Source organism: Bacillus sp. EB106-04-04-XG123 (assembly GCF_058791855.1).
Map to the genome: position 1 here is coordinate 120,061 of NZ_JBYTDZ010000002.1, position 20,330 is coordinate 140,390.

Sequence of the window (20,330 nt, forward strand, 5' to 3'; positions counted from 1 at the left end):
TCATCATTACTCAGCGTATTGATCTATGATTTGTTCTAGCATTCCTTCAAGCACTTCTACATTTTCAAGATCTGATGGACTGAAGCGGTAGCGCGCAAGCTGTTCTCCTTCATTATACATCTCTTCGAGCCATCCTCTCAGGCCTCTTGCTCTGCGGTCGACTTCAAAAACAATGTCTAAGCCGCCTTCATCTATCAGAAAAATCAGCTCTAGCTCATCAAGCATATAGCGATAGTAGTCTGATGTCGGAATGAACTCGAATTCTTGGACGAATGGCAGGCGCCGCTGAAAGTAAGGTGCTTGCTCACAGTCTGCTTCATTTAGGTGGAAGCCAAGATTTCTAGTGGCCTCCAGTACATTTCTCACCCAAGGGTGTGCTTCAACGAAAATGCGGTCATAGTCAGATTTATCGATTCCGCCTTGGATATCAAGGTCTGTCATTACTGCAATTTCTACTTTTCCGATCGTCATCGGGGTATCGATAGGAAGAATAAATGAAAACGGAAATTCATGCTTTTCTCCAGGCTGGATGGTAAAAGAATCCGTCACCCGTAAAGTAAAGATATTCGCATATTTTCTTTGCTCTTCATCATCTTTCACAATCACATACTGTGTTTGAATCTTGACATTGATATAGCGGATGTCCTGAGCAATTTTCCCGCCCTTTACATGGACAGTTCCCTTTACTTCTTGTCCTGGATAATAAGCGTTTTTCTCCAAAATGGTATCTACTTTCGCTGCACCAATCCCAGCACTTGCCGCTAGCTTTTTAAAAAATGACATATCCCATCTTCCCCTTTTCATTTTTATCAGCATATATACGTAAGATAGAGGAAGAAAGATTCATTTAATTCATACTTTTGTCCTAATTATTTTTTCATCTGCGAACAACAAAAAAGCTTATAGAAAAAACATCATCGTTTTCTCTACAAGCTTTTCATTTTACAGAATAATCGCCGCCAGCCAGCCGAACAGAACAAGCGGAATATTATAATAGATAAAAGTCGGGACACAAGTTCCCCAAATGTGGTGATGCTGTCCATCCATATTCAATCCTGATGTTGGTCCAAGCGTACTGTCACTTGCAGGTGAACCTGCATCTCCAACAGCCGCAGCAGAGCCAATAATGGCAATGGTGGCCATTGGACTAAATCCTAAGTGTAAGCAAAGTGGAACAAAGATGGTTGTAATAATCGGAATCGTTGCAAATGATGATCCGATCCCCATTGTCACAAGCAGGCCGACAAGCAGCATTAAAATCGCTGCAAGGCTCTGGCTGTTGCCGATAAATTGGGAAGATGCCTTGACAAGAGATTCAATGTCTCCTGTTTTTGTTAAAACGTTGGCAAACCCAGCGGCAACAAGCATAACAAAACCGATAAATGCCATCATATTCATTCCAGATGTAATGAGTTCATCTGCTTCATCGCGTTTCATCATTCCAGTCACAAACAAGACAAGCAGTCCTGCGAGTGCACCGAAGATCATTCCTTCCACACCAAGGCTTTGCGATAGATAAAGCTGGACAATCAACGAAACGAGAATAGCAAGACCGGCAAAGAATAAGCTTTTTTTCGTATAAGCCGATTTCTCTACATCTGTAATTTCACGATCCTCATATACCTTTGGTTTTCGATACACAAAAATGGAAACGATCAAGCCAAGAACCATACCCGCAACAGGAATCAGCATTGCATATGGAATATCTGCTAAGTTTACAGTCAGACCCGCTTCCTTCATATTGTCACGAAGCATTCCGTGGAAAATCTGTCCAAAACCGACTGGAAGTAATATATATGGTGCAGTGAGTCCGAAGGTAATGACACACGCTAGCAGTCTGCGGTCAATCTGAAGCTCGTTAAACACCTTTAATAACGGCGGAATGAGGACTGGGATAAAGGCAATGTGAACAGGAACGACGTTCTGTGAAAAACAGGACACGATCAAAATGACAAGAACGATGAGCACTTTTGATAGTGTTTTCCGTCTTGAATCGCCTTCTTTTCCTAGAAGCTTCACTGCTCCTTCAACCATGGCATCTGGAAGACCTGTTTTCGTCAGCGCCGCAGCAAATGCCCCTAATAACGCATAACTAATCGCCACGGTTGCATTTCCTCCGAGTCCATCCGTAAAGGCGTCCACTGTTCCTCCCAAGCCTAATCCACCTGCAAGTCCGCCAGCTAAAGCGCCTATTGCCAGCGCAATCACGACATTGACCCGCAGCAAGCTTAATATCAACATTAAAACAACCGCTAAAACAACTGCATTCATGGTGAAACCCCCGAAATCCTTTAGTTTACTAATGTAGTAGATAATTAAAGTACCAACGTATGTTACCATAGAAAAAAAACTTCGTCAAATGGCGTATGTCCTACATAAAAAAAGCTCTGCCATCCGGCAGAGCCTTATCCCTTATTTTGTTCCTTCAAATCGTTCCACAAATGTAGCAAGTGATCTTACCATTACACCTGTTGCCCCTGTTGGCCCAAAGCATGAAGGTTTTTCTGTTGTTGCAGTTCCTGCAATATCTAAGTGAACCCAAGGCGTATCCTCTGCGAATTCACCAATGAAAGCACCTGCCATGATCGCATGACCATCACGGCCTGGTGAGTTATTGAGGTCAGCCATTTTGCTGTTTCGTACTCGTTTCTTATCTTTTTCCGTGATTGGCAGCTGCCAGATCATTTCACCGCATTCTTCTGATGCTTCTTTAAACTGAGCGTACAACTCATCGTTATTAGTCATCACACCTGTTGTCTCATTTCCAAGCGCCACAATGACACCGCCTGTTAATGTTGCCACGTCTATAAGGATAGAGGCACCGTGCTGCTTCGCATATGTCACCCCATCTGCTAAAACAAGACGGCCTTCTGCATCTGTATTGAGCACTTCGATTGTTTTACCGCTTAGTGACACAATGACGTCATCCGGCTTCATAGCGTCTGCGGAAATCATATTATCCGTTGAGGCGATGACCGCAATGACATTTTGCTCTGGGCGAAGTTCTCCGATGATTTCCATTGCGCCTAAAACAGAGGCTGAGCCGCCCATATCTGTTTTCATGCCAACCATACTCGCTCTTGGCTTTAAAGAGTAGCCGCCGGTATCATACGTGATGCCTTTACCGACAAGACCGATGACGTCTGTCCATTCTTCCTTGCCTTGGTATTTCAGCACGATGAGTTTTGGCGGTTCTGTTGAGCCTCTATTGACGGCTAAAATACCGCCCATTCCGAGCTCTTCCATTTGTTCTTTATCTAAAATTTCAATCTCAAATTCATATTTATATGCAAGTTCTGCCGCATACGAAGCTAAATCAGAGGATGTGAGCATGTTCGGCGGCATATTCACAAGGGTACGGGCCGAATTGACTGACTGTCCGTACACTTCGCCGACTTTTAGACTCGCCTGAATTTCAGCTTGATCATGCTCCGTCGTTGCATAAACAAACTCGATAAAGCGATCCGGTTCATTTGTTTTATGTTTAAAATCCTGTAATTCATATGTAGCTAAAAGGCAGCTTTCAGAAAGGGCATGGGCTGCATCTTGGGCAGGCAGATCCTTTCCAATAAACGTATCCAGCAAGACAGAAACCGCTTGCTTTTTATCTTGATGAAGCTTTTTAAATAAATGGGCAAACACTTCTTTTGCCTCTTCAAATGTGTAATCTGATTCCTTCCCAAGCCCGACAAAATAAATGCGTTTGATGCCTGTTTCAGGGGATGGGAAAAACTTCGAAAGCTGATTTCGTTTGGATGAAATGTCGCCTTCTTTTAATAATTCAGTGATTCTTCCTTCAAGTAATTCATCCATTTCTTTTGCTTTTCCTGATAATTGGCTCTTTTGAAAAAGTCCGATCGCCAGTGTATCTTTATGCTGCAATTCATTTGTCGAGAAAAACATATTTATCACACGCTCCTTAATGAACTCCATTTTTCACATTGGAACTTCTATTATATCAAAATTTGCGTGCCTATACGATCATTGCCAGTCTGTCTTTACTTGATGAACATTTATATTTTCACACGTGGAAGGGCATCATGAAAAAGCACCGAAAACCTAAGTTGCCTGTCCGTGTTCTCCTCGTTCCACATCTAGTTTCTTTAATGTTATAATGAACATGGACTTGGCAGCATTTTTTACTGCTATCATTTTTTCATCATACTAGGATTTTTAGTTCATCATTTCGCACGATATTTTTTCTTAAAGAGAGGATGTTTCTTGTTCATGAGCGTACTGACGAATTTTCCGCTGCTTGCCAGCCTAGCAGCCATCTTTTTTGCACAATTTGTAAAAGTACCGATTCAATTTATTATTTCTAGACGACTAGATTGGTCGCTCATTACAAGCACAGGCGGAATGCCAAGTTCACACTCCGCAGCAGTAACAGCACTCTCCACAGCAGTGGCTTTAGAGCACGGGCTAGATACATCTATCTTTGCCATTTCCGCCATCTTTGCCATTATTACCATGTTTGATGCGACAGGCGTTCGCAGACAGGCAGGAGAACAGGCGACTGTTCTCAACAAGCTCGTAACAGATTTTAACCGATTTGTTTCCGAAGCAAAGAATTTCCCAAATGCGGAAGAAAAAGAAAAGCAAAAGAAATTAAAAGAGCTTCTTGGTCATAAGCCGATTGAAGTCTTCTTCGGCGGTTTAACAGGTATCTTGCTGACACTCATCTTAGATTATTACTTCATGTAGAAGCGAAAAAGCTTTGGACCTTAATTGGCCCAAAGCTTTTTTTATTCTTTATTGGCTTGAAACTGCTGACGGAATACTTGCATCGATTCTGCTTCATTGAGCTGATTTAAGTCTTTTTCCGTTAACGTCCCTTCACCCTTTTTGATGATATACACATCGAGCACTTTTTTACCCCATTCTCTATACACATCATCAACGGTTTCATAGTATAAATCAAGCTTATGACCTTTAATCGCTTTCCCGGTATCTGCAACGACACCGTAGCCATAGTTTGGGATAAACAGCACCGTTCCAATCGGAAAAACGGATGGATCGGCTGCCACTGTTGAATATAAATCACGTTTCACTTTGACGCCTGAATATGTAATGCCATATGCATGATGTTCCTTCGTTTTGCCTGTTGATTCCACACCTGCTGTATAGCCGGTTGCCACAACCTTCTGCTTCGGGTAATCGTTCCAATTAAACGCTTCTTCGAGAGAAACAGCCCGCATGTCTTCACTTTTAAGTGCCATCGTTTCCCTTTTTGGCTGCTGAAAAAAAGAAGATACTTGCTTGCCCGCATCGGTCTCTTTCACCCACGCAGCTAAATCACTTGGTTCGACTCCAGATATGCCCGTAAAGCTTGTCAAAAGTGCAATCATGAATAGCGCTGTCATGAACAATCGTTTCATCCATGTTTTCATCTCTATTTGTCACTCCTCTACCCATCTATTTGTTTCCAAACAAAATGGAAACTATGCAAAGGAGAAACAAAAAAACCCACTTGCGTGTCCACAAGTGAGTTAAAACATTTGATACCCTCTTTTTCGAAGTGCATTAATGACAAAACCTGATGCGATCGCACCGATCAGGCCGCTTAATAAGATGATGATATCTGCCGCAGCGAGTGAGACGATCCGGTCTCCTATTCCTGAAAAAGCAGTGCCAGGCTCTCTTACATAAGCGATCATCTTTTGATTGTTAATAATGAAAAGGCATACAATTGGATATAAAATAGCCATAATCCATGACATTCTCAGCAGCATATTGAGCAAAAAACCAATGCCAAAGAATAACACGAAAAATAAAATAACTGAAATGATAACGACTGGTAAACTGATCACTTCATCTCCACCCCCAAATATCCCATCATTAGTTTAACTTGGAAATAGAGATGAAGTCAATCAATGGAAAAAGCAGATCGATTAACGCTTCTTTCCTGTCCCTTTACATTCCTCACACGTTTCAGATCCGCCGAGCAATAGCTGAAAATACCCTTTTCCTGAACAATATTGACAGGCTGATGTTTTTTCCTTTGTTTGTGCATTCATATTGCTCACTCCTTAATCTAAATTTTCTGATAATTCATCATAACATATTTTTCTGTCCAGTACCAAGTGAGAAAATATTCCGTCAAACATGAAAAAACGTGTACCACAGGGATACACGTTTTTGTCTATATCGGTTTAGAAGAACTTGAATTTTCCTTTTTTCAGAACAAGTCCTGGCCCGCCAACCATGAATAAAGAACGGTTGTCGATGATTTTCTTCATTGCAGAAGCTTTTGTTCCTTGAAGTTTTTTACCAAACGCAACACCTACAGCGTCGTGTTCACCAAGAGAAGCAACTGTTCCTTTGATGTCTGGCTTAAAGCTTTCAAGAGAACCACCTTTTACTAGTGCTGCAAGGTTTTTCGCTACTGTCTCACCTTGCTGCATAGCGATTTGTGCAGTTGGTGGGTATGGACGGTTGATTTCTTCATTGATAATCAATGAACAGTCACCAATGATGAAGACATCATCATTTTCTGGTACACGAAGATCTGGAGAAACTTTTACGCGGCCGCGCATGTTTTCAAAACCAGCTTCTTCAACGATTGGGTTACCGCGTACACCTGCAGCCCAAACAACAGTTGCAGCTTTGATTTCTTCTGTATCATCGTCTTTTCCAACAATGATACCTTCAGGCGTACATTCTTTGATCGCTGTACCGATTTTGAACTCAACACCTTTACCTTGAAGGTAGTTCATCGCATAGTCGATCAATTCTGGATCGAATCCAGGAAGAGCTGTTGGCGCAGCTTCTACACAGATGATACGCACGTCTTTTTGATCAATGTCATACTCTTTGCAAAGCTCAGGCACACGGTTTCCAAGCTCACCAAGGAACTCAATACCTGTGAATCCTGCGCCGCCGACAACGATCGTCAAACGCTCTGGACGTTTTTCAGCATCCGTATTATACGTTGCAAATTGAAGCTCGATGTGCTCACGAAGCTGACGAGCAGAGTTGATGTTAGAGATTGAGAATGCGTATTCTTTCAGTCCTGCAATACCAAATGTTTCAGGAACAGCACCAAGTGCAACAACAAGGTAGTCATAAGAAAGTTCGCCATCTGATGTCACAACTTTCTTCGCTTCCTTATCAATGCTTTCAACTGTTGCTTGTACAAAGTTGACACGGGAACTGTTAATCACATCTTTGATTTGATAACGACAGCGGTCATGATGAAGTGTACCTGCACTTGCTTCATGTAACCATGTTGTTTCGTAATGATAATTATGCTTGTTCACAAGAGTAATATCCGCATCATTTGTGCCAAGCTGTTTTGTTAATCTTGTTACAGTCATTAATCCGCCATAACCTGCACCTAATACAACGATTTTCGGTTTATTCACTGGAATCACATCCACCTTTTTTAAATTTGCTGTAAAACGGATAAAGAATTACATATCGTTATTCTCAACCGCTTTGCGGCATTTTATGAAATTTAAACAAAAAAATAAGTATGTGAAAATCTGAACTTTCACCTACATAAAACGAAAGCATTTGACCGTATCCGACAAAAATTCATAAAAAATTAATATTTAGTTCCCTTAACAATAATAGCGAGTTCTGCTCCAATTTTCAAGGCTTTAAACTGAAAATCCTTATGATAAACGGTCTTTCTCACTTTTTCCTCCTTTTCAAAGCTTCAGCATCAAAAAACGACAAGTTTTTCAAAACAAGTCAAACGACGATATGTGGTATGATATGATATAGTGATAACAATTTTCATTTGGGAGGATTAAAGGAATGCAAGAAGATTCTAAGGTATATGACATTACCGTTATCGGGGGCGGCCCAGTTGGATTGTTTACTGCGTTTTACGGAGGCATGAGACAGGCAAGTGTGAAAATCATTGAAAGCCTTCCTCAGCTCGGCGGTCAACTATCCGCTCTTTACCCTGAAAAATATATTTATGATGTGGCTGGTTTCCCAAAAATCCGCGCACAAGAATTAGTTGATAACTTAAAGGAACAAATGGATAAATTTGATCAAACCATTTGCTTAGAACAGGCAGTTGAAACAGTTGAAAAGCAGGCAGATGGGATCTTTAAACTTGTCACAAATCAAGAGGTTCATTACTCTAAAACGATCATCATCACAGCTGGTAACGGGGCATTTCAACCGAGAAAGCTTGAACTTGATTCAGCAGAATCATTTGAAGGAAGCAACTTGCACTACTTCATTAATGACTTGAATCAATTTGCCGGCAGACGTGTGGCCGTTCTTGGAGGCGGAGACTCTGCGGTGGATTGGGCTCTCATGCTTGAGCCAATCGCAAAAGAAGTATCCATCATTCACCGCCGCGATAAATTCCGCGCACATGAGCACAGTGTAGAAAACCTGCACAACTCGAAGGTCAATGTGCTGACTCCATTTGTGCCAACTGAGCTCATTGGTGAAGACCGCATTGAACAGATCGTGCTCGAAGAAGTCAAAGGCGACAAAAAACAAGTGCTTGATGTGGACGACGTGATCGTCAACTTCGGTTTTGTTTCCTCCCTTGGACCAATCAAACAATGGGGCCTTGAAATCGAAAAGAACTCCATCGTAGTGAAATCTACAATGGAAACAAACATTGAAGGCTTCTATGCGGCAGGAGATATCTGCACGTATGAAGGAAAAGTCAAATTGATTGCAAGCGGATTTGGCGAAGCACCAACTGCTGTCAACAATGCGAAAGCCTACATGGACCCGAAAGCCCGTGTACAGCCTCTCCATTCCACAAGCTTATTTGAAAACAAATAAGAACGGATCAAAAAAGGAGTTCCCACTCGCGGAACTCCTTTTTCGTTTATTTAAAAACCCCAATATAGGCATTTGCCATTCCAAGTACCATTGCAGCAAGCAGCACCACAACAATCCCTGCCACAACCAAAATCACCCGATCCTTCACACGTTCCTTTTTCGGAAGCGGCTTCTCAATCCCGCAAGATGGACACGTTTTGGAACGATACGGAATCAGCTCATGACAGTTCCTGCAATTGATTTGTTCACTCAAACCTCAGCAACCTCTTTTCTCACTACAGTTTATGTTTGGTTTTCATGATACTCTTTTCGAGTGGAAATAGCCAGTTGTTCGGGCCAGCTGTAACAAAATTGAGCGATTTGCGAAAAAACATAACTTCTTGAATTCGCTGCTTCAAACAAGATCAACAATGATATAAATTTTAAAAAAGATGATTGACCCTAACGCAACGTCATATTTTATAGTGGATATCAAGAGAGGTGAATTGAAATGAAAGTAAAAGAAGTAGCTGAATTATTTGGTATTAGCATCCGTACACTTCATCATTACGACAAGATTGGTTTATTGACTCCAAGTGAAGTCACAGATAATCGTTATCGGCTCTATTCAGAAGAAAATCTTGAAACATTACAGCAAATATTATTTTTCAGGGAACTTGGATTTCCATTGAAGGAAATCCAAAAGATGATGCACAATCCTTCATTTAATAAGAAAGAAGCATTTATGCTACAAAGGAAAATGTTAATAGAGAAACGAGATAATCTCAATAAAATGATCGGAAATATTGATAAGACGCTACAACATTTAACGGGAGAAACTCAATACACATATAAAGAGAGGTTTGAGAATATGAATATGAAATTTAGTCAATATGAAGAAGAAGCTCGTCACCGTTGGGGAAATCAAGCTGTTGATGAAGTCAGCTCAAAACTAAATCATTTGTCTAAAGATGAACAAATTGAATTATCTGATAGCTGGGATAGCATATTGAATAAACTAGCCTCTCTTCGCAGCCATTCCCCTAAATCCAAAGAGGTGCAAATCGTCATCAAACAATGGTACGACTTTTTAAACGAAAACTTTCGTTATTACTCTCTTGATGCTTTTTACGGTTTAGGTCAACTCTATATTCAAGATGAACGTTTCAAAAAGAATATAGATCGTTATGGTGAGGGCTTGGCATCATTTATGAGCGAAGCGATGAAAGTCTTTACTACTCTTCATAAAAGAGGGAACAGCTTTGAAAATGATGATTGAGAATACAATCGATTAATACGAAACGTTATTCTCAACGAAACACAACAAAGAACATTTTTTCCGACACACCATGATGAAACCTTTTGAAAAGATGTGGAAGATGAAGAGAGGAAATACTAAGAAACTGCGAGCTTTTTTCTAATTAAATATCTTTATAAAGAGGACGTGCTGAGTGATTGAAGTCATGTCCTTTTTTTGCATCTTTAAAAACAACACAAAAAACCTCCTCAAGAAAATGATTAATATGAGGAGGTCTTCATTATACAGATGGTTTTACAGAATGAACCGTTTTAACCCTTAACACTCTTCCGGCGTACCGGTATTCGTTGCTGTTCTGAAAGAAGAACCACATCCACATGATGCGATGGCGTTTGGATTGTCAATCGTGAAACCGCCGCCCATTAGTGATTGTTTGAAATCAATGATGGTTCCGTTCATGATATCAAGGCTTTCGGAGTCGACAAGGACATTGATACCGTGCTGCTTGAACTGCGTGTCTTTCTCTGAGACTTCATGGTCAAAGCCCATGCCGTATGAAAGACCGCTGCAGCCGCCGCCTTTTACGCCCACTCGAAGGAACGCATTTTCTTCTTCATGTTCTTTCATCATATCTTTAATCTGCAGTGCAGCAGCTTCTGTAATGGTTACTGGTGTACTCATGATCATCCCTCCTTTTGACTGGATGTTTCTTTTTCAATTATAAACGTGATGATGCCTTTTCTCAAATAAATGGTTTAGAGATAAAATGTCCCGTCACAAATGGTCTCCGCAGGTCCTGTCATAAGCACGTGGTCATTGTCTTTCCAGCGAATGATGAGGTCCCCGCCCGCTAAATGAACTGTCATGTCTGTTTCCTTTTTAGCCTGACCATTCACAATTGTGGATACAGCCGCAGCACAAGCCCCTGTTCCACAGGCCTGTGTAATGCCTGAGCCTCTTTCCCACACACGAAAATGCAGTTCGGTTTCACTGACAACTTCAACAAATTCTACATTAACGCCTTCTGGAAACATATCGTGTTTTTCAATGATCGGCCCAAGTGTATGAAGAGGCGCTTTTTCAATGTCCTCTAAATAAAAAACGATGTGCGGGTTTCCCATTGAAACGGCTGTTCCATTTAAATTCGCAGTGCCAAAATCGAGCGGCTCATTAATTGTTGTGCTGGCCGGTTCACCAAGCATCGGCATCGCTTCTTTTTCAAAACGTGGTTTTCCCATATCTACAGTGACTAGCTGAACGTGACCATCCTGAGCGTGAACGGTAGCTTCAACAAGTCCTGACAATGTCTCAATCTGGAACGTTGTGTCCGTCACAATTTGATGCTCATACACATACTTTGCGACGCAGCGCAGCCCGTTACCGCAGTTTTTGCCCTCTGATCCATCATTGTTGAAAATGCGCATCTTCACAGGTGCAACATCTGATGGGCAAATAAGGATCATCCCGTCAGAACCGATTCCTGTATAAACAGAAGAAACGCGGATCGCTATCTCTGATAGCTGCTCTTCTGGAAGCTGTTCCTTCATCTGATTAACGTAAATATAATTATTTCCTAATCCGTGCATTTTCGTGAATTGAAATGATGTCATGAGCTTCCTCCAAAAATGTTGTTTCTTTATAGTATAAAAGGAGTCGATTCAGGAGACAATCTTATCATCCCCCGTTTTTCATACATAGAAGCTCTTTGCTGCCATGGCAAAGGGCTTTTATTATGCATATGCCTCTTTTTCTCTCGTGTGATGTTTCATATTGATGATATTTTATTAGCATAACATATTGAATGCGCTTTCTATTCATTCTCCTTAAAAATGGAAGGTGAAAGAGTGAAAAAAATGCACCTCATGACCCATGTGGTGCATTTAAAACATGTCGTTTTCCTCTATAAAAGCATAAATACGCTCGACTAGCTGCTCTGCATTTTCTCCTGAAACAAATTCTCCATTCACAAGTGCAAATGGGGAGTCCATACATTTGCCGCAATAGCTTAAACAGCCGTATTCCATTACGTCTAGGTTTGGGTCTTTTTCAAGCTTCTCTTTTGCTTCTTGAGACCCTTGTGCAAGATTACTTACACAAAATTCGATCAGTGGAAACACTGTGCTTCACCTCACATTGCCTTACCATCCTACCGAAATTCCTTGTATTAGTCAAAATATGAGCTTCATCTGTATCGTTACGCCTATTCCTCGTAAAATGTTTTACTATTTAGGACTAACTGATGAATATGTAGGTTATTTTGAAACAATTATTGTGGTTTCACAGTAAATTCGATATAATTTTATTTGGTATTTTAACTTAAAGTTTTTTAGTATAAGTGTTTTTCAATGTCTACGGGGAAAAGGAGAATCGTCATGAAAAATTTAGTCTTGATCGGCGGAGGTTACGGGAATATGCGGGTTCTCCACCGCTTATTGCCAAATCAATTACCTGATGATGTCACTATCACATTAATTGATCGAAATCCTTACCACTGTTTAAAAACAGAATATTATGCACTTGCTGCTGGAACGATCTCTGATCATCACATTCGAGTATCTTTTCCAGAGCATCCGAAGCTGGATATTCAATACGGGGAAGTAGAAAAAATTGATATTGAAAACAAACAGATCTTATTCAGCGACCGTGAACCGATTCCGTATGATGATACGGTGATTGGACTCGGCTGTGAGGACAAGTATCATAATGTCCCTGGTGCGAAAGAACATACATACAGCATTCAAACCATTGATCAGTCAAGACATGCGTACAACAAATTAAACAATTTGAGCGCAGGTGCAACGGTTGGCATCGTCGGTGCTGGACTTAGCGGGGTAGAGCTGGCCAGTGAACTAAGAGAAAGCCGTGCTGATTTAAACATTATTCTTTTTGACCGCGGAGAGTTGATTCTATCAAGCTTCCCAAAAAGATTAAGTTTGTATGTGCAAAAGTGGTTTGAAGAAAATGACGTAAAGATCATTAACTGTGCCAATATTACAAAGGTTGAAGAAGGTGTCGTTTACAACCATGATGACGCAATTGAAGCAGATGTCATCGTATGGACAGCAGGAATACAGCCAAGCAAAGTGGTACGAGAGATGGATGTTGAAAAAGACGCACAAGGCCGCGTCGTATTAACTCCTCATCATAATCTTCCAGGGGATGAGCATGTATATGTCGTAGGTGACTGCGCAAGTCTGCCGCATGCCCCAAGTGCACAGCTTGCTGAGGCGCAGGCTGAACAAATTGTCCAATCTCTGCAAAAACGCTGGAAAAATGAGCCGCTTCCTGAGGCTTATCCACAGTTTAAGCTAAAAGGTGTTTTAGGTTCTTTAGGGAAAAAAGCCGGCTTTGGCTTAGTAGCTGATCGTCCGCTTGTTGGCCGGGTGCCAAGACTCCTGAAATCTGGACTCCTTTGGATGTACAAGCATCACAACGGCTAAATCATGTGAATTTTTTCTCAAAGCTCCTTCGTGACGAGGGAGCTTTTTTCTATGAAACGGCATGTGCCGATGAGTGGGTCCATTTGATCGGAGCAAGGGCAAGAATGCAATCTTTACGAAAGGTTCTCATCGTCTTCTTCGATAAACAATACGCTTGGATAAGCTGATCCGTTTGACGGTGTACAATGATTTTTCTCTTTGTGCACTCTCCGTTTTTCTTCATATAAATCATCTCAATCGGTACTTGCTGATGAAGAGATTGTTTCAGTAAATAATTCATGATGCTCACGCTCCTTTCATTTCATTATAAACGAACAAACGTTCTTTTTCAACACAAAAAGGAACGTTTGTTCGTTTTATTCTTCAAAAAAAGAACAGCTTATTCACTGCTCTCCTTGTACCCGTATCTCTCCATTTCTTGATAAATGTCTTTTAATTTCGGATTGCCCTCTCCAACGATTTGATCCTCTACTAAGACAAGTGGATAAAAGAATTCATCATCAAGAATTCGTTCAGACAATTCTTTTTGTTGTTCGTTTTCTGGCGGGTGCTCAATATCAATATATGTGATGCGAAATGGCTGATTCGGATATTTTCGTTTTAATGCTGCATCTAACCATTCAAATGTATCTTTTGAAGAAGGCAGATTCACGCAGCTAGCGCACAGTACATCTCTTCCATATACATAAAGATCGACAGTTTTGTTCATTTGACAAGCCCCCTATTCTTTCTTCATTTTAGCTGAATTTTCTGGATGAAAAAAGTCAAAATCACTTTTTGTTTCAAGATGAGATTGTGCTATAATGAGAAGGAAACTTTGAAACCAATCAATAGATTTTTATCGTCCAGATGAATATAATGGTGATATGTTGTGAAAGGAGCGATTATATCTAATGACTGAAGTCGAAATGAAAGACCAAGTACAGGAAGTACTGGACAAACTTCGTCCATTTCTATTACGTGATGGTGGAGACTGTGAGCTTGTAGACATTGAAGATGGCATTGTGAAATTACGTCTTCTTGGTGCATGCGGCAGCTGCCCAAGTTCAACCATTACATTGAAAGCCGGTATTGAGCGCGCATTATTAGAAGAAGTGCCTGGCGTTGTAGAAGTTGAACAGGTTTTCTAATTCATATATGACATGAAAACGACCCAATTAGGGTCGTTTTTTTCATGATTGACAAAGGCTTTAGCCCTTTGTCTTCTTTTCAGCGTGATATGAAAACCCTTGAAGTCTAGGAAGGACGAGTACTGGCGCGGAGCGAATTTTCTATTCGTGAGCACCAGCACGCAGGACTGACACCGAATGCGAGGGTTTGTCAGCACGCTGAAGCGGCCCGATTAGGATCGTTTTTTTACGCTAGCTTTTCTCTAAACCATTCCTTTATAAAGGTCAGTCTTTGAATACGCTGCCCCGGGTGGCCGCTTCTGGATAAATCATGAGATGCCTTCGGGAATTTGACCAATCTTGTGTCTTTCCCAAGCTCCTTCAATGCCACAAAAAGCTGTTCTGCTTGATCAACTGGGCAGCGATAATCTTCATCGCTGTGCAGGATGAGAAGCGGCGTGTTCATCTGCTTCACATATTTTAGCGGTGAACGATCCCATAGCTTATCGACAGAATCATAAATATCCCCATCAATCTGCCACCTTGTAAAGAAATAACCGATATCACTGATGCCATAAAAGCTAATCCAGTTTGAAATGGAGCGCTGTGTGACAGCTGCACGGAAGCGGTCGGTCTGACCGACAATCCAGTTGGTCATAAAACCGCCATAGCTCCCGCCAGTCACGCCGAGTCTTGTTTCATCAAGGAAATCATAGGCTTTGAGCACATGATCAACAGCTTGCATAACATCGTCATAATCAACGTCACCATAACTTCCTCTTACACGGTCGGTAAACATCTGTCCGTATCCATGACTTCCGTGCGGATTGATATACACGATGGCATAGCCCTCAGAAGCAAGCATTTGAAATTCATGAAAATACGTATAACCATACATCGCATGCGGTCCGCCATGAACCTCTAGAATGAGCGGATATTTCTCCCCCTCCTCCATCTTGGAAGGCTTCATAAACCAGCCATGCACCTCGTCGCCATCTTTTGACTGAAAAGAAAATGGTTCAGGTTCGGATACGACATACTCCTTTAGAAAATCATGATGCTCAAACGTGATTTGTTTTAGTTCTGTCTCCCCTAATGTCAGCTCATACAGCTCACTTGGTGAAACAGGTGAAAGCTGGCTGAGCAGCAGTTTGGTTTCATCTGGATGAAGGCTGAAATTGGTGATATGTTCCGCCTCTAGTCGAACTGGATAGGCTAAACCTTCTATAGAGAAATAATAAATCCCTGTACTACCTTGATCAGAAACAAGCGTATAAAATCCTTGGCTGTCTTTTGTCCACTGTGGAACCTGATAGGCCTCTCCCATCACGCTATCTCCTGCCATACAGTTTCCAACATACATATCGAGCATTTCTGACAGCTGAACCGCCTTGTCTTCTTTCAGATCATACAGCCATAATGATGGGAAGGTGGCATTTTGAAATTCACGCTCATGTCCAATATACAAAAGACTCTCTCCATTTGGAGAAAAAGATACGGTGGAATAAGCGCCGTTTGCTTGTGTGATCTTTTTTGTCTGACCATCTTCTAATGACAGAAGACACACGTCACTTATGTAAGGTATCTGTGGATTTAATTGAATAAAGGCAAGCCATTTTCCACACGGGGAAACGGTATGATTCATATGATGAACCTGCTCGCTCGTGACAGGCTCTACCTCTCCTGAACGGATATCCACTTTCACGATCTGTGTGACACGCCCATCTAGAAAGCCTCTTCCATCTGCTTTATAGGTCAAATCATCATATACCGCTGGAGCAAATTCATCTTGCTCTTCCTTTTTTTCATCATGAACAGATTCTGATTGTTTCAATGACACAGCCGCATAAATGAATGCTCCGTCGGGAGAAAAGACAGGGTGAGATACTCCGTATGGAATCTTCGTTAAAGTACGCACGCCGCCTCCTTCGCTCTTCATGAGCGCAAGCTGAGGGACTTCCTTTGGCTTTTGCAAAATAAAAGCAAGCTGCACGCCGTCCTTTGACCAAACTGGCTGATGATGCTTTCCATCCTCAAATGTCCATTGTGCCAGCTCCTCTGTCTCTTCATCTCGAACCCATAAGTGGATGTTGTAATCGTCCTTTTTCTCATTCACAGTGACTTTTGTAAAGACTGCCTTTTTTCCATCTGGTGAATAAACCGGATGAGAAACAGAAACAACCTTCGTTAAATCTTCTGCCGTCATCAATTTCTTCATGAATGTATCTCCCCCTTATATGCATAAAAAATAGTTCGATCCTCTAAATAATAATCCCTGCTTCTTCCCATAAAAACAAGCATAAAAAAAGAACGTGCAGATTTTACAGCACGTTCTTTACTTGATTAACAGGATAATGCTGCACGACAACACCTTCTACTGGCACCGTAAGCAAATCGACTTCGCAATGCGGGAAATTTTGGGCAAGCTGTTCTTTCAGCGCTTCTCCCTTCCCTTTTTCCACTAATGTGAGGATCGTCGGCCCAGCGCCGCTCAAAGCTGTTCCATACGCTCCTTTGAGCGAAGCGACATGCTCTACCTTCGACAGCTCTGGAACGAGCATTGTTCGGTAAGGCTGATGAAATAAATCCTTATTCATCATTTCTCCAACAAGCGGCCAGTTTTGCGTCATTAAAGCGGCAACAAGGACGTTGCTTACAGCACTCGCACTAACAGCATGCTTATAGGAAAAATCCTCTGGCAGGACATCACGGGCATCCTTTGTGAGCACTTCATAAAAAGGAATCACCACGACGACATCTACATCCACATGCTGCACTTTAACGGCATGGGTTTTGTCTTCTTCATGAAGACCAATCAGTAAACCACCGAATAAAGAGGCACCCGCATTATCTGGATGACCTTCTACCTCACTTGCATAAAAGAGCTTCTGATCATCTGTCATGTTTAATTCAAGAAGCTGATTGGCGAGTTCAATGGCGGCCACGATGGCAGCAGCACTGCTGCCAAGCCCCCGTGCCAATGGAATATCACTCCACACTTTGACATGAACAGGCGGGAGTGTTTTTCCAAAGTCATCTGCGACCTTTTTGGCTGTTTGATAAATCAGGTTGTCGGTGCCTGATGGAATTCCAGCTACGACATCTGTTTCTGCTTCAAACAGCCAGCTATCATGGTCATAGACCGATAGCTTTAAATAGCGGCTGAGTGCCATTCCAACTGAATCAAAGCCTGGTCCTAAATTGGCAGTGCTTCCCGGTACTGTGATTGAAAAAAGCATGGAGGCTTCACTCATACGCGTGCGGCCTTTTCTAAGTGTTCAAGAATTTGATCTTCATCTGCATCGAGTGTAACCGGCTTGATTTGTGAAATATCAATAGCCGTATTTGGATCTTTCAGTCCGTTGCCTGTTAGTACCGCAACAACTTTACTGCCTGGCTTGATTTCACCAGATTTCACCTGCTTTAACACGCCCGCAATCGATGCACATGAGCCCGGTTCTGCAAACACACCTTCTTCACGTGCGATCAATTGATACGCATGAAGAATTTCCTCATCAGTCACTTCATCAATCTTTCCGTTTGATTCATCTGCGGCTGCCACAGCTTGTTTCCAGCTCGCTGGATTTCCGATACGGATAGCCGTTGCCACTGTTTCTGGCTGCTCAATCACTTCATTTCTAACGATTGCCGCTGCACCTTCTGCTTCAAAACCACGCATGACAGGCAGTCCAGTTCCTTTTTTCTCGTGATATTCCTTGAAGCCTTTCCAGTAGGCTGTGATGTTTCCGGCATTTCCAACAGGAATCGCCAGTACGTCCGGGGCAGAGCCTAGCTGCTCACAGATTTCAAATGCTGCTGTCTTTTGTCCTTCAATTCGATAAGGATTGACCGAGTTAACAAGAGCGATCGGCGCTTTTTCACAGATACTGCGGACGATTTTCAGTGCATCATCAAAGTTGCCGTCAATGGCAATGATCTCTGCACCGTACATGACAGCCTGTGCAAGCTTACCGAAGGCAATTTTCCCGTCTGGAATGATGACAATACATTTCATATCAGCACGGGCTGCATATGCCGCTGCTGCTGCAGAGGTATTCCCTGTTGAAGCGCACATGATTGTATCATTGCCTTCTTCTTTTGCCTTTGCAACGGCCATGACCATTCCTCGATCCTTGAAAGAACCTGTTGGATTCACTCCTTCTGTTTTCACATGAAGCTCGATTCCCAGCTTTTCTGAAAGCTTGGCGAGATGGATCAGCGGTGTATTCCCTTCATTTAATGTTAGTTTAGGTGTAGATTCGTTTACTGGTAAGAATTCTTGAAATTCTTCAATGAGTCCATTCCATTTCATTAGCTTAAACCGTTCCCTTCTACTCGGTACGTGCTCTTCACTTGAACCACCACGTCGAGGTCGTTTAATTTTTGCAGGATATTTGAGAAATCTTCTTCTGAGGTCTGATGTGTAATAATTACAATTTCAGCCAGCTCATCGTGTCCTTTCACAGGAAGCTGAAGGATCTTTTCAAAGCTGATGCCTCTTTCAGAAAAAATAGATGTAATGCGGGAGAATGCCCCGACTTGATCTCTGACATGAATTCTTAAGAATTGCTGAGCAAATACTTCTGATGACGATTTGATCTTCTTCTCAAACTGCGGTGCGATAAATCCGCTTCCGTTCACGCCAAGGCGCATGTTTTTCATTACTGCGACTAAGTCTGATACAACAGCTGTTGCCGTTGGCAGACTTCCTGCTCCAGGTCCGTAAAACATCGTTTCTCCTACAGCACTTCCGTAGACATACACCGCATTAAATTCATTGTTAACGGATGATAATGGATGATGATCAGGAAGTAAGGTTGGCTGAACGCTGACCTCTACTTTCTCTCCGTCCCGCTGAGCAATTCCAATCAGCTTCATTGTATAGCCAAACCGCTTACTGAAATTAATATCCTCATCAGAGATATCAGAAATACCTTTCACCTTGACGTCCTCTAAATCTACATTCATGGAAAAGCCGAGTCTTGCAAGAATCGCCATTTTCCTGGCTGCATCCAGTCCTTCTACATCAGCTGTCGGATCCGCTTCTGCAAAGCCAAGATCCTGTGCTTCTTTTAAGACATCCTCATATGCGCTTTTATCGACATTCATTTTCGTTAAAATAAAATTCGTTGTACCGTTCACAATCCCCATCATCTTGGTGATTCGGTCAGAGGCGAGCCCTTCCTCCAGCGTGCGCAAAATCGGAATTCCTCCGGCAACACTTGCTTCATAATAAAGATCACAGCCATTTTCTTTCGCTACATGTAAAAGCTCCGTACCGTAAAGCGCCATTAAATCTTTATTGGCTGTAATGACATGCTTCTTCTCATTCAACGCATCTATTAAATATTGTTTTGTCTCTTCAATGCCGCCCATCACTTCAATGATGACGTCGACCTCTGGATCTCTAATCACATCGTATACTTCAGTTGTGAAGACCTCTCTTGCGACATCCACATCTCTTTTTTTATCGGGATTGCTCACAAGCACTTTTTGTATTAATACCGGACAGCCGATTTGGTGCATTAATTTATCCTGATGGTCTTGGATAATTTTTACGACACCGCTCCCCACTGTTCCTAATCCTAATAGCCCAACTCGAATTGCCTTCACCTGAAATTCCACCTTTCTCCGTAAATGTCCTCTCTAAAAAGACATTTGTTAACCTTACACAGACATTCAATGTACACACATTATAAAGGGGTATCCTCATTTTGACAAGGTAATAAAATAAGAGATTGTCAGAATGAAACCGCTTAACAGCTATTTATATCAAGATTCTAT

Annotated in this window: 21 protein-coding genes and 1 pseudogene; 5 read left to right on the forward strand and 17 right to left on the reverse strand. The window is 41.9% G+C overall.

Features of this window, described 5'->3' with window-relative positions; translation table 11 throughout:
- Nucleotides 1-6 precede the first annotated feature (6 nt).
- From spo0M to AC3WTB_RS06065, 3 genes are all read right to left on the reverse strand, one after another.
- Nucleotides 7-783 (reverse strand): sporulation control protein Spo0M, encoded by a 777-nt coding sequence (gene spo0M / locus AC3WTB_RS06055; RefSeq protein WP_129192967.1) that lies wholly within the window; start codon nucleotides 781-783, stop codon nucleotides 7-9.
- A gap of 159 nt (nucleotides 784-942) precedes the next feature.
- Nucleotides 943-2,271 carry a Na+/H+ antiporter family protein gene (locus tag AC3WTB_RS06060; protein ID WP_492333464.1) on the reverse strand — a complete coding sequence of 443 codons (1,329 nt, stop codon included), beginning with the start codon at nucleotides 2,269-2,271 and terminating at the stop codon, nucleotides 943-945.
- A 141-nt stretch (nucleotides 2,272-2,412) separates the two neighbouring features.
- On the reverse strand, nucleotides 2,413-3,903 hold the full coding sequence (locus AC3WTB_RS06065; protein ID WP_151284708.1) for a leucyl aminopeptidase: 1,491 nt from the start codon (nucleotides 3,901-3,903) through the stop codon (nucleotides 2,413-2,415).
- A 324-nt stretch (nucleotides 3,904-4,227) separates the two neighbouring features.
- On the opposite strand from AC3WTB_RS06065, the gene AC3WTB_RS06070 reads away from it, so the two are divergent.
- Entirely contained in the window at nucleotides 4,228-4,704 is a 477-nt protein-coding gene (locus tag AC3WTB_RS06070) for a divergent PAP2 family protein (protein WP_024423347.1), read from the forward strand.
- Nucleotides 4,705-4,745: 41 nt separating this feature from the next.
- Here the strand turns inward: AC3WTB_RS06070 and spsC are convergent, their stop codons facing one another.
- The 4 genes from spsC to AC3WTB_RS06090 form a co-directional block, all read right to left on the reverse strand.
- Nucleotides 4,746-5,390, reverse strand: coding sequence for a stationary phase survival protein SpsC (gene spsC, locus AC3WTB_RS06075; protein ID WP_041088431.1), 645 nt, complete (start codon nucleotides 5,388-5,390; stop codon nucleotides 4,746-4,748).
- Between the two features lie 99 nt (nucleotides 5,391-5,489).
- Nucleotides 5,490-5,810, reverse strand: coding sequence for a YuiB family protein (locus AC3WTB_RS06080; protein WP_039181171.1), 321 nt, complete (start codon nucleotides 5,808-5,810; stop codon nucleotides 5,490-5,492).
- 81 nt (nucleotides 5,811-5,891) lie between these two features.
- Entirely contained in the window at nucleotides 5,892-6,017 is a 126-nt protein-coding gene (locus AC3WTB_RS06085; protein ID WP_158333015.1) for a YuiA family protein, read from the reverse strand.
- A gap of 135 nt (nucleotides 6,018-6,152) precedes the next feature.
- Nucleotides 6,153-7,370, reverse strand: a complete 1,218-nt coding sequence (locus AC3WTB_RS06090; RefSeq protein ID WP_024423350.1) for an NAD(P)/FAD-dependent oxidoreductase — start codon at nucleotides 7,368-7,370, stop codon at nucleotides 6,153-6,155.
- A gap of 391 nt (nucleotides 7,371-7,761) precedes the next feature.
- Here AC3WTB_RS06090 and yumC point away from each other — a divergent pair, with 391 nt between their 5' ends.
- Nucleotides 7,762-8,760, forward strand: a complete 999-nt coding sequence (gene yumC, locus AC3WTB_RS06095) for a ferredoxin--NADP reductase 2 (RefSeq protein ID WP_492333465.1) — start codon at nucleotides 7,762-7,764, stop codon at nucleotides 8,758-8,760.
- 46 nt (nucleotides 8,761-8,806) lie between these two features.
- Here yumC and AC3WTB_RS06100 read toward each other — a convergent pair whose 3' ends face one another.
- Nucleotides 8,807-9,013, reverse strand: coding sequence for a hypothetical protein (locus AC3WTB_RS06100; protein WP_024423352.1), 207 nt, complete (start codon nucleotides 9,011-9,013; stop codon nucleotides 8,807-8,809).
- Between the two features lie 237 nt (nucleotides 9,014-9,250).
- On the opposite strand from AC3WTB_RS06100, the gene AC3WTB_RS06105 reads away from it, so the two are divergent.
- Complete coding sequence (locus tag AC3WTB_RS06105; RefSeq protein ID WP_492333466.1) at nucleotides 9,251-10,018, forward strand: MerR family transcriptional regulator; 768 nt, start codon at nucleotides 9,251-9,253, stop codon at nucleotides 10,016-10,018.
- A 297-nt stretch (nucleotides 10,019-10,315) separates the two neighbouring features.
- Here the strand turns inward: AC3WTB_RS06105 and AC3WTB_RS06110 are convergent, their stop codons facing one another.
- The 3 genes from AC3WTB_RS06110 to AC3WTB_RS06120 all read right to left on the reverse strand — a co-directional run bounded on the left by AC3WTB_RS06110 (nucleotide 10,316) and on the right by AC3WTB_RS06120 (nucleotide 12,114).
- Nucleotides 10,316-10,678: a HesB/IscA family protein gene (locus tag AC3WTB_RS06110; RefSeq protein ID WP_024425967.1), complete on the reverse strand. Its 363-nt coding sequence runs from the start codon at nucleotides 10,676-10,678 to the stop codon at nucleotides 10,316-10,318.
- A 74-nt stretch (nucleotides 10,679-10,752) separates the two neighbouring features.
- Nucleotides 10,753-11,607 carry a diaminopimelate epimerase gene (dapF, locus tag AC3WTB_RS06115; RefSeq protein ID WP_041088425.1) on the reverse strand — a complete coding sequence of 285 codons (855 nt, stop codon included), beginning with the start codon at nucleotides 11,605-11,607 and terminating at the stop codon, nucleotides 10,753-10,755.
- 270 nt (nucleotides 11,608-11,877) lie between these two features.
- Complete coding sequence (locus AC3WTB_RS06120; protein WP_008346813.1) at nucleotides 11,878-12,114, reverse strand: YuzB family protein; 237 nt, start codon at nucleotides 12,112-12,114, stop codon at nucleotides 11,878-11,880.
- Between the two features lie 255 nt (nucleotides 12,115-12,369).
- Here AC3WTB_RS06120 and AC3WTB_RS06125 point away from each other — a divergent pair, with 255 nt between their 5' ends.
- Nucleotides 12,370-13,437 carry an NAD(P)/FAD-dependent oxidoreductase gene (locus AC3WTB_RS06125; RefSeq protein WP_034282611.1) on the forward strand — a complete coding sequence of 356 codons (1,068 nt, stop codon included), beginning with the start codon at nucleotides 12,370-12,372 and terminating at the stop codon, nucleotides 13,435-13,437.
- Between the two features lie 49 nt (nucleotides 13,438-13,486).
- Here the strand turns inward: AC3WTB_RS06125 and AC3WTB_RS06130 are convergent, their stop codons facing one another.
- Both AC3WTB_RS06130 and AC3WTB_RS06135 read right to left on the reverse strand, forming a co-directional pair.
- Nucleotides 13,487-13,717, reverse strand: a complete 231-nt coding sequence (locus AC3WTB_RS06130) for a hypothetical protein (RefSeq protein ID WP_048237351.1) — start codon at nucleotides 13,715-13,717, stop codon at nucleotides 13,487-13,489.
- A gap of 99 nt (nucleotides 13,718-13,816) precedes the next feature.
- Entirely contained in the window at nucleotides 13,817-14,146 is a 330-nt protein-coding gene (locus AC3WTB_RS06135) for a YuzD family protein (protein ID WP_075611862.1), read from the reverse strand.
- Nucleotides 14,147-14,267: 121 nt separating this feature from the next.
- Between AC3WTB_RS06135 and AC3WTB_RS06140 the strand changes: the two are divergent.
- A pseudogene (locus AC3WTB_RS06140) lies at nucleotides 14,268-14,567 on the forward strand (NifU family protein).
- Nucleotides 14,568-14,793: 226 nt separating this feature from the next.
- Here AC3WTB_RS06140 and AC3WTB_RS06145 read toward each other — a convergent pair.
- From AC3WTB_RS06145 to AC3WTB_RS06160, 4 genes are all read right to left on the reverse strand, one after another.
- The gene (locus AC3WTB_RS06145; RefSeq protein WP_492333467.1) at nucleotides 14,794-16,764 is read right to left on the reverse strand and encodes a S9 family peptidase; all 1,971 of its coding nucleotides are present in this window, start codon (nucleotides 16,762-16,764) and stop codon (nucleotides 14,794-14,796) included.
- A 103-nt stretch (nucleotides 16,765-16,867) separates the two neighbouring features.
- Nucleotides 16,868-17,800: a homoserine kinase gene (gene thrB, locus AC3WTB_RS06150; protein WP_144490162.1), complete on the reverse strand. Its 933-nt coding sequence runs from the start codon at nucleotides 17,798-17,800 to the stop codon at nucleotides 16,868-16,870.
- On the reverse strand, nucleotides 17,797-18,858 hold the full coding sequence (thrC, locus tag AC3WTB_RS06155) for a threonine synthase (protein ID WP_024423361.1): 1,062 nt from the start codon (nucleotides 18,856-18,858) through the stop codon (nucleotides 17,797-17,799). The genes thrB and thrC overlap by 4 nt, the downstream gene beginning before the upstream one ends.
- Nucleotides 18,858-20,159, reverse strand: a complete 1,302-nt coding sequence (locus tag AC3WTB_RS06160) for a homoserine dehydrogenase (protein WP_047202460.1) — start codon at nucleotides 20,157-20,159, stop codon at nucleotides 18,858-18,860. Before AC3WTB_RS06160 ends, thrC begins: the two co-directional genes overlap by 1 nt.
- Nucleotides 20,160-20,330: the final 171 nt, after the last annotated feature.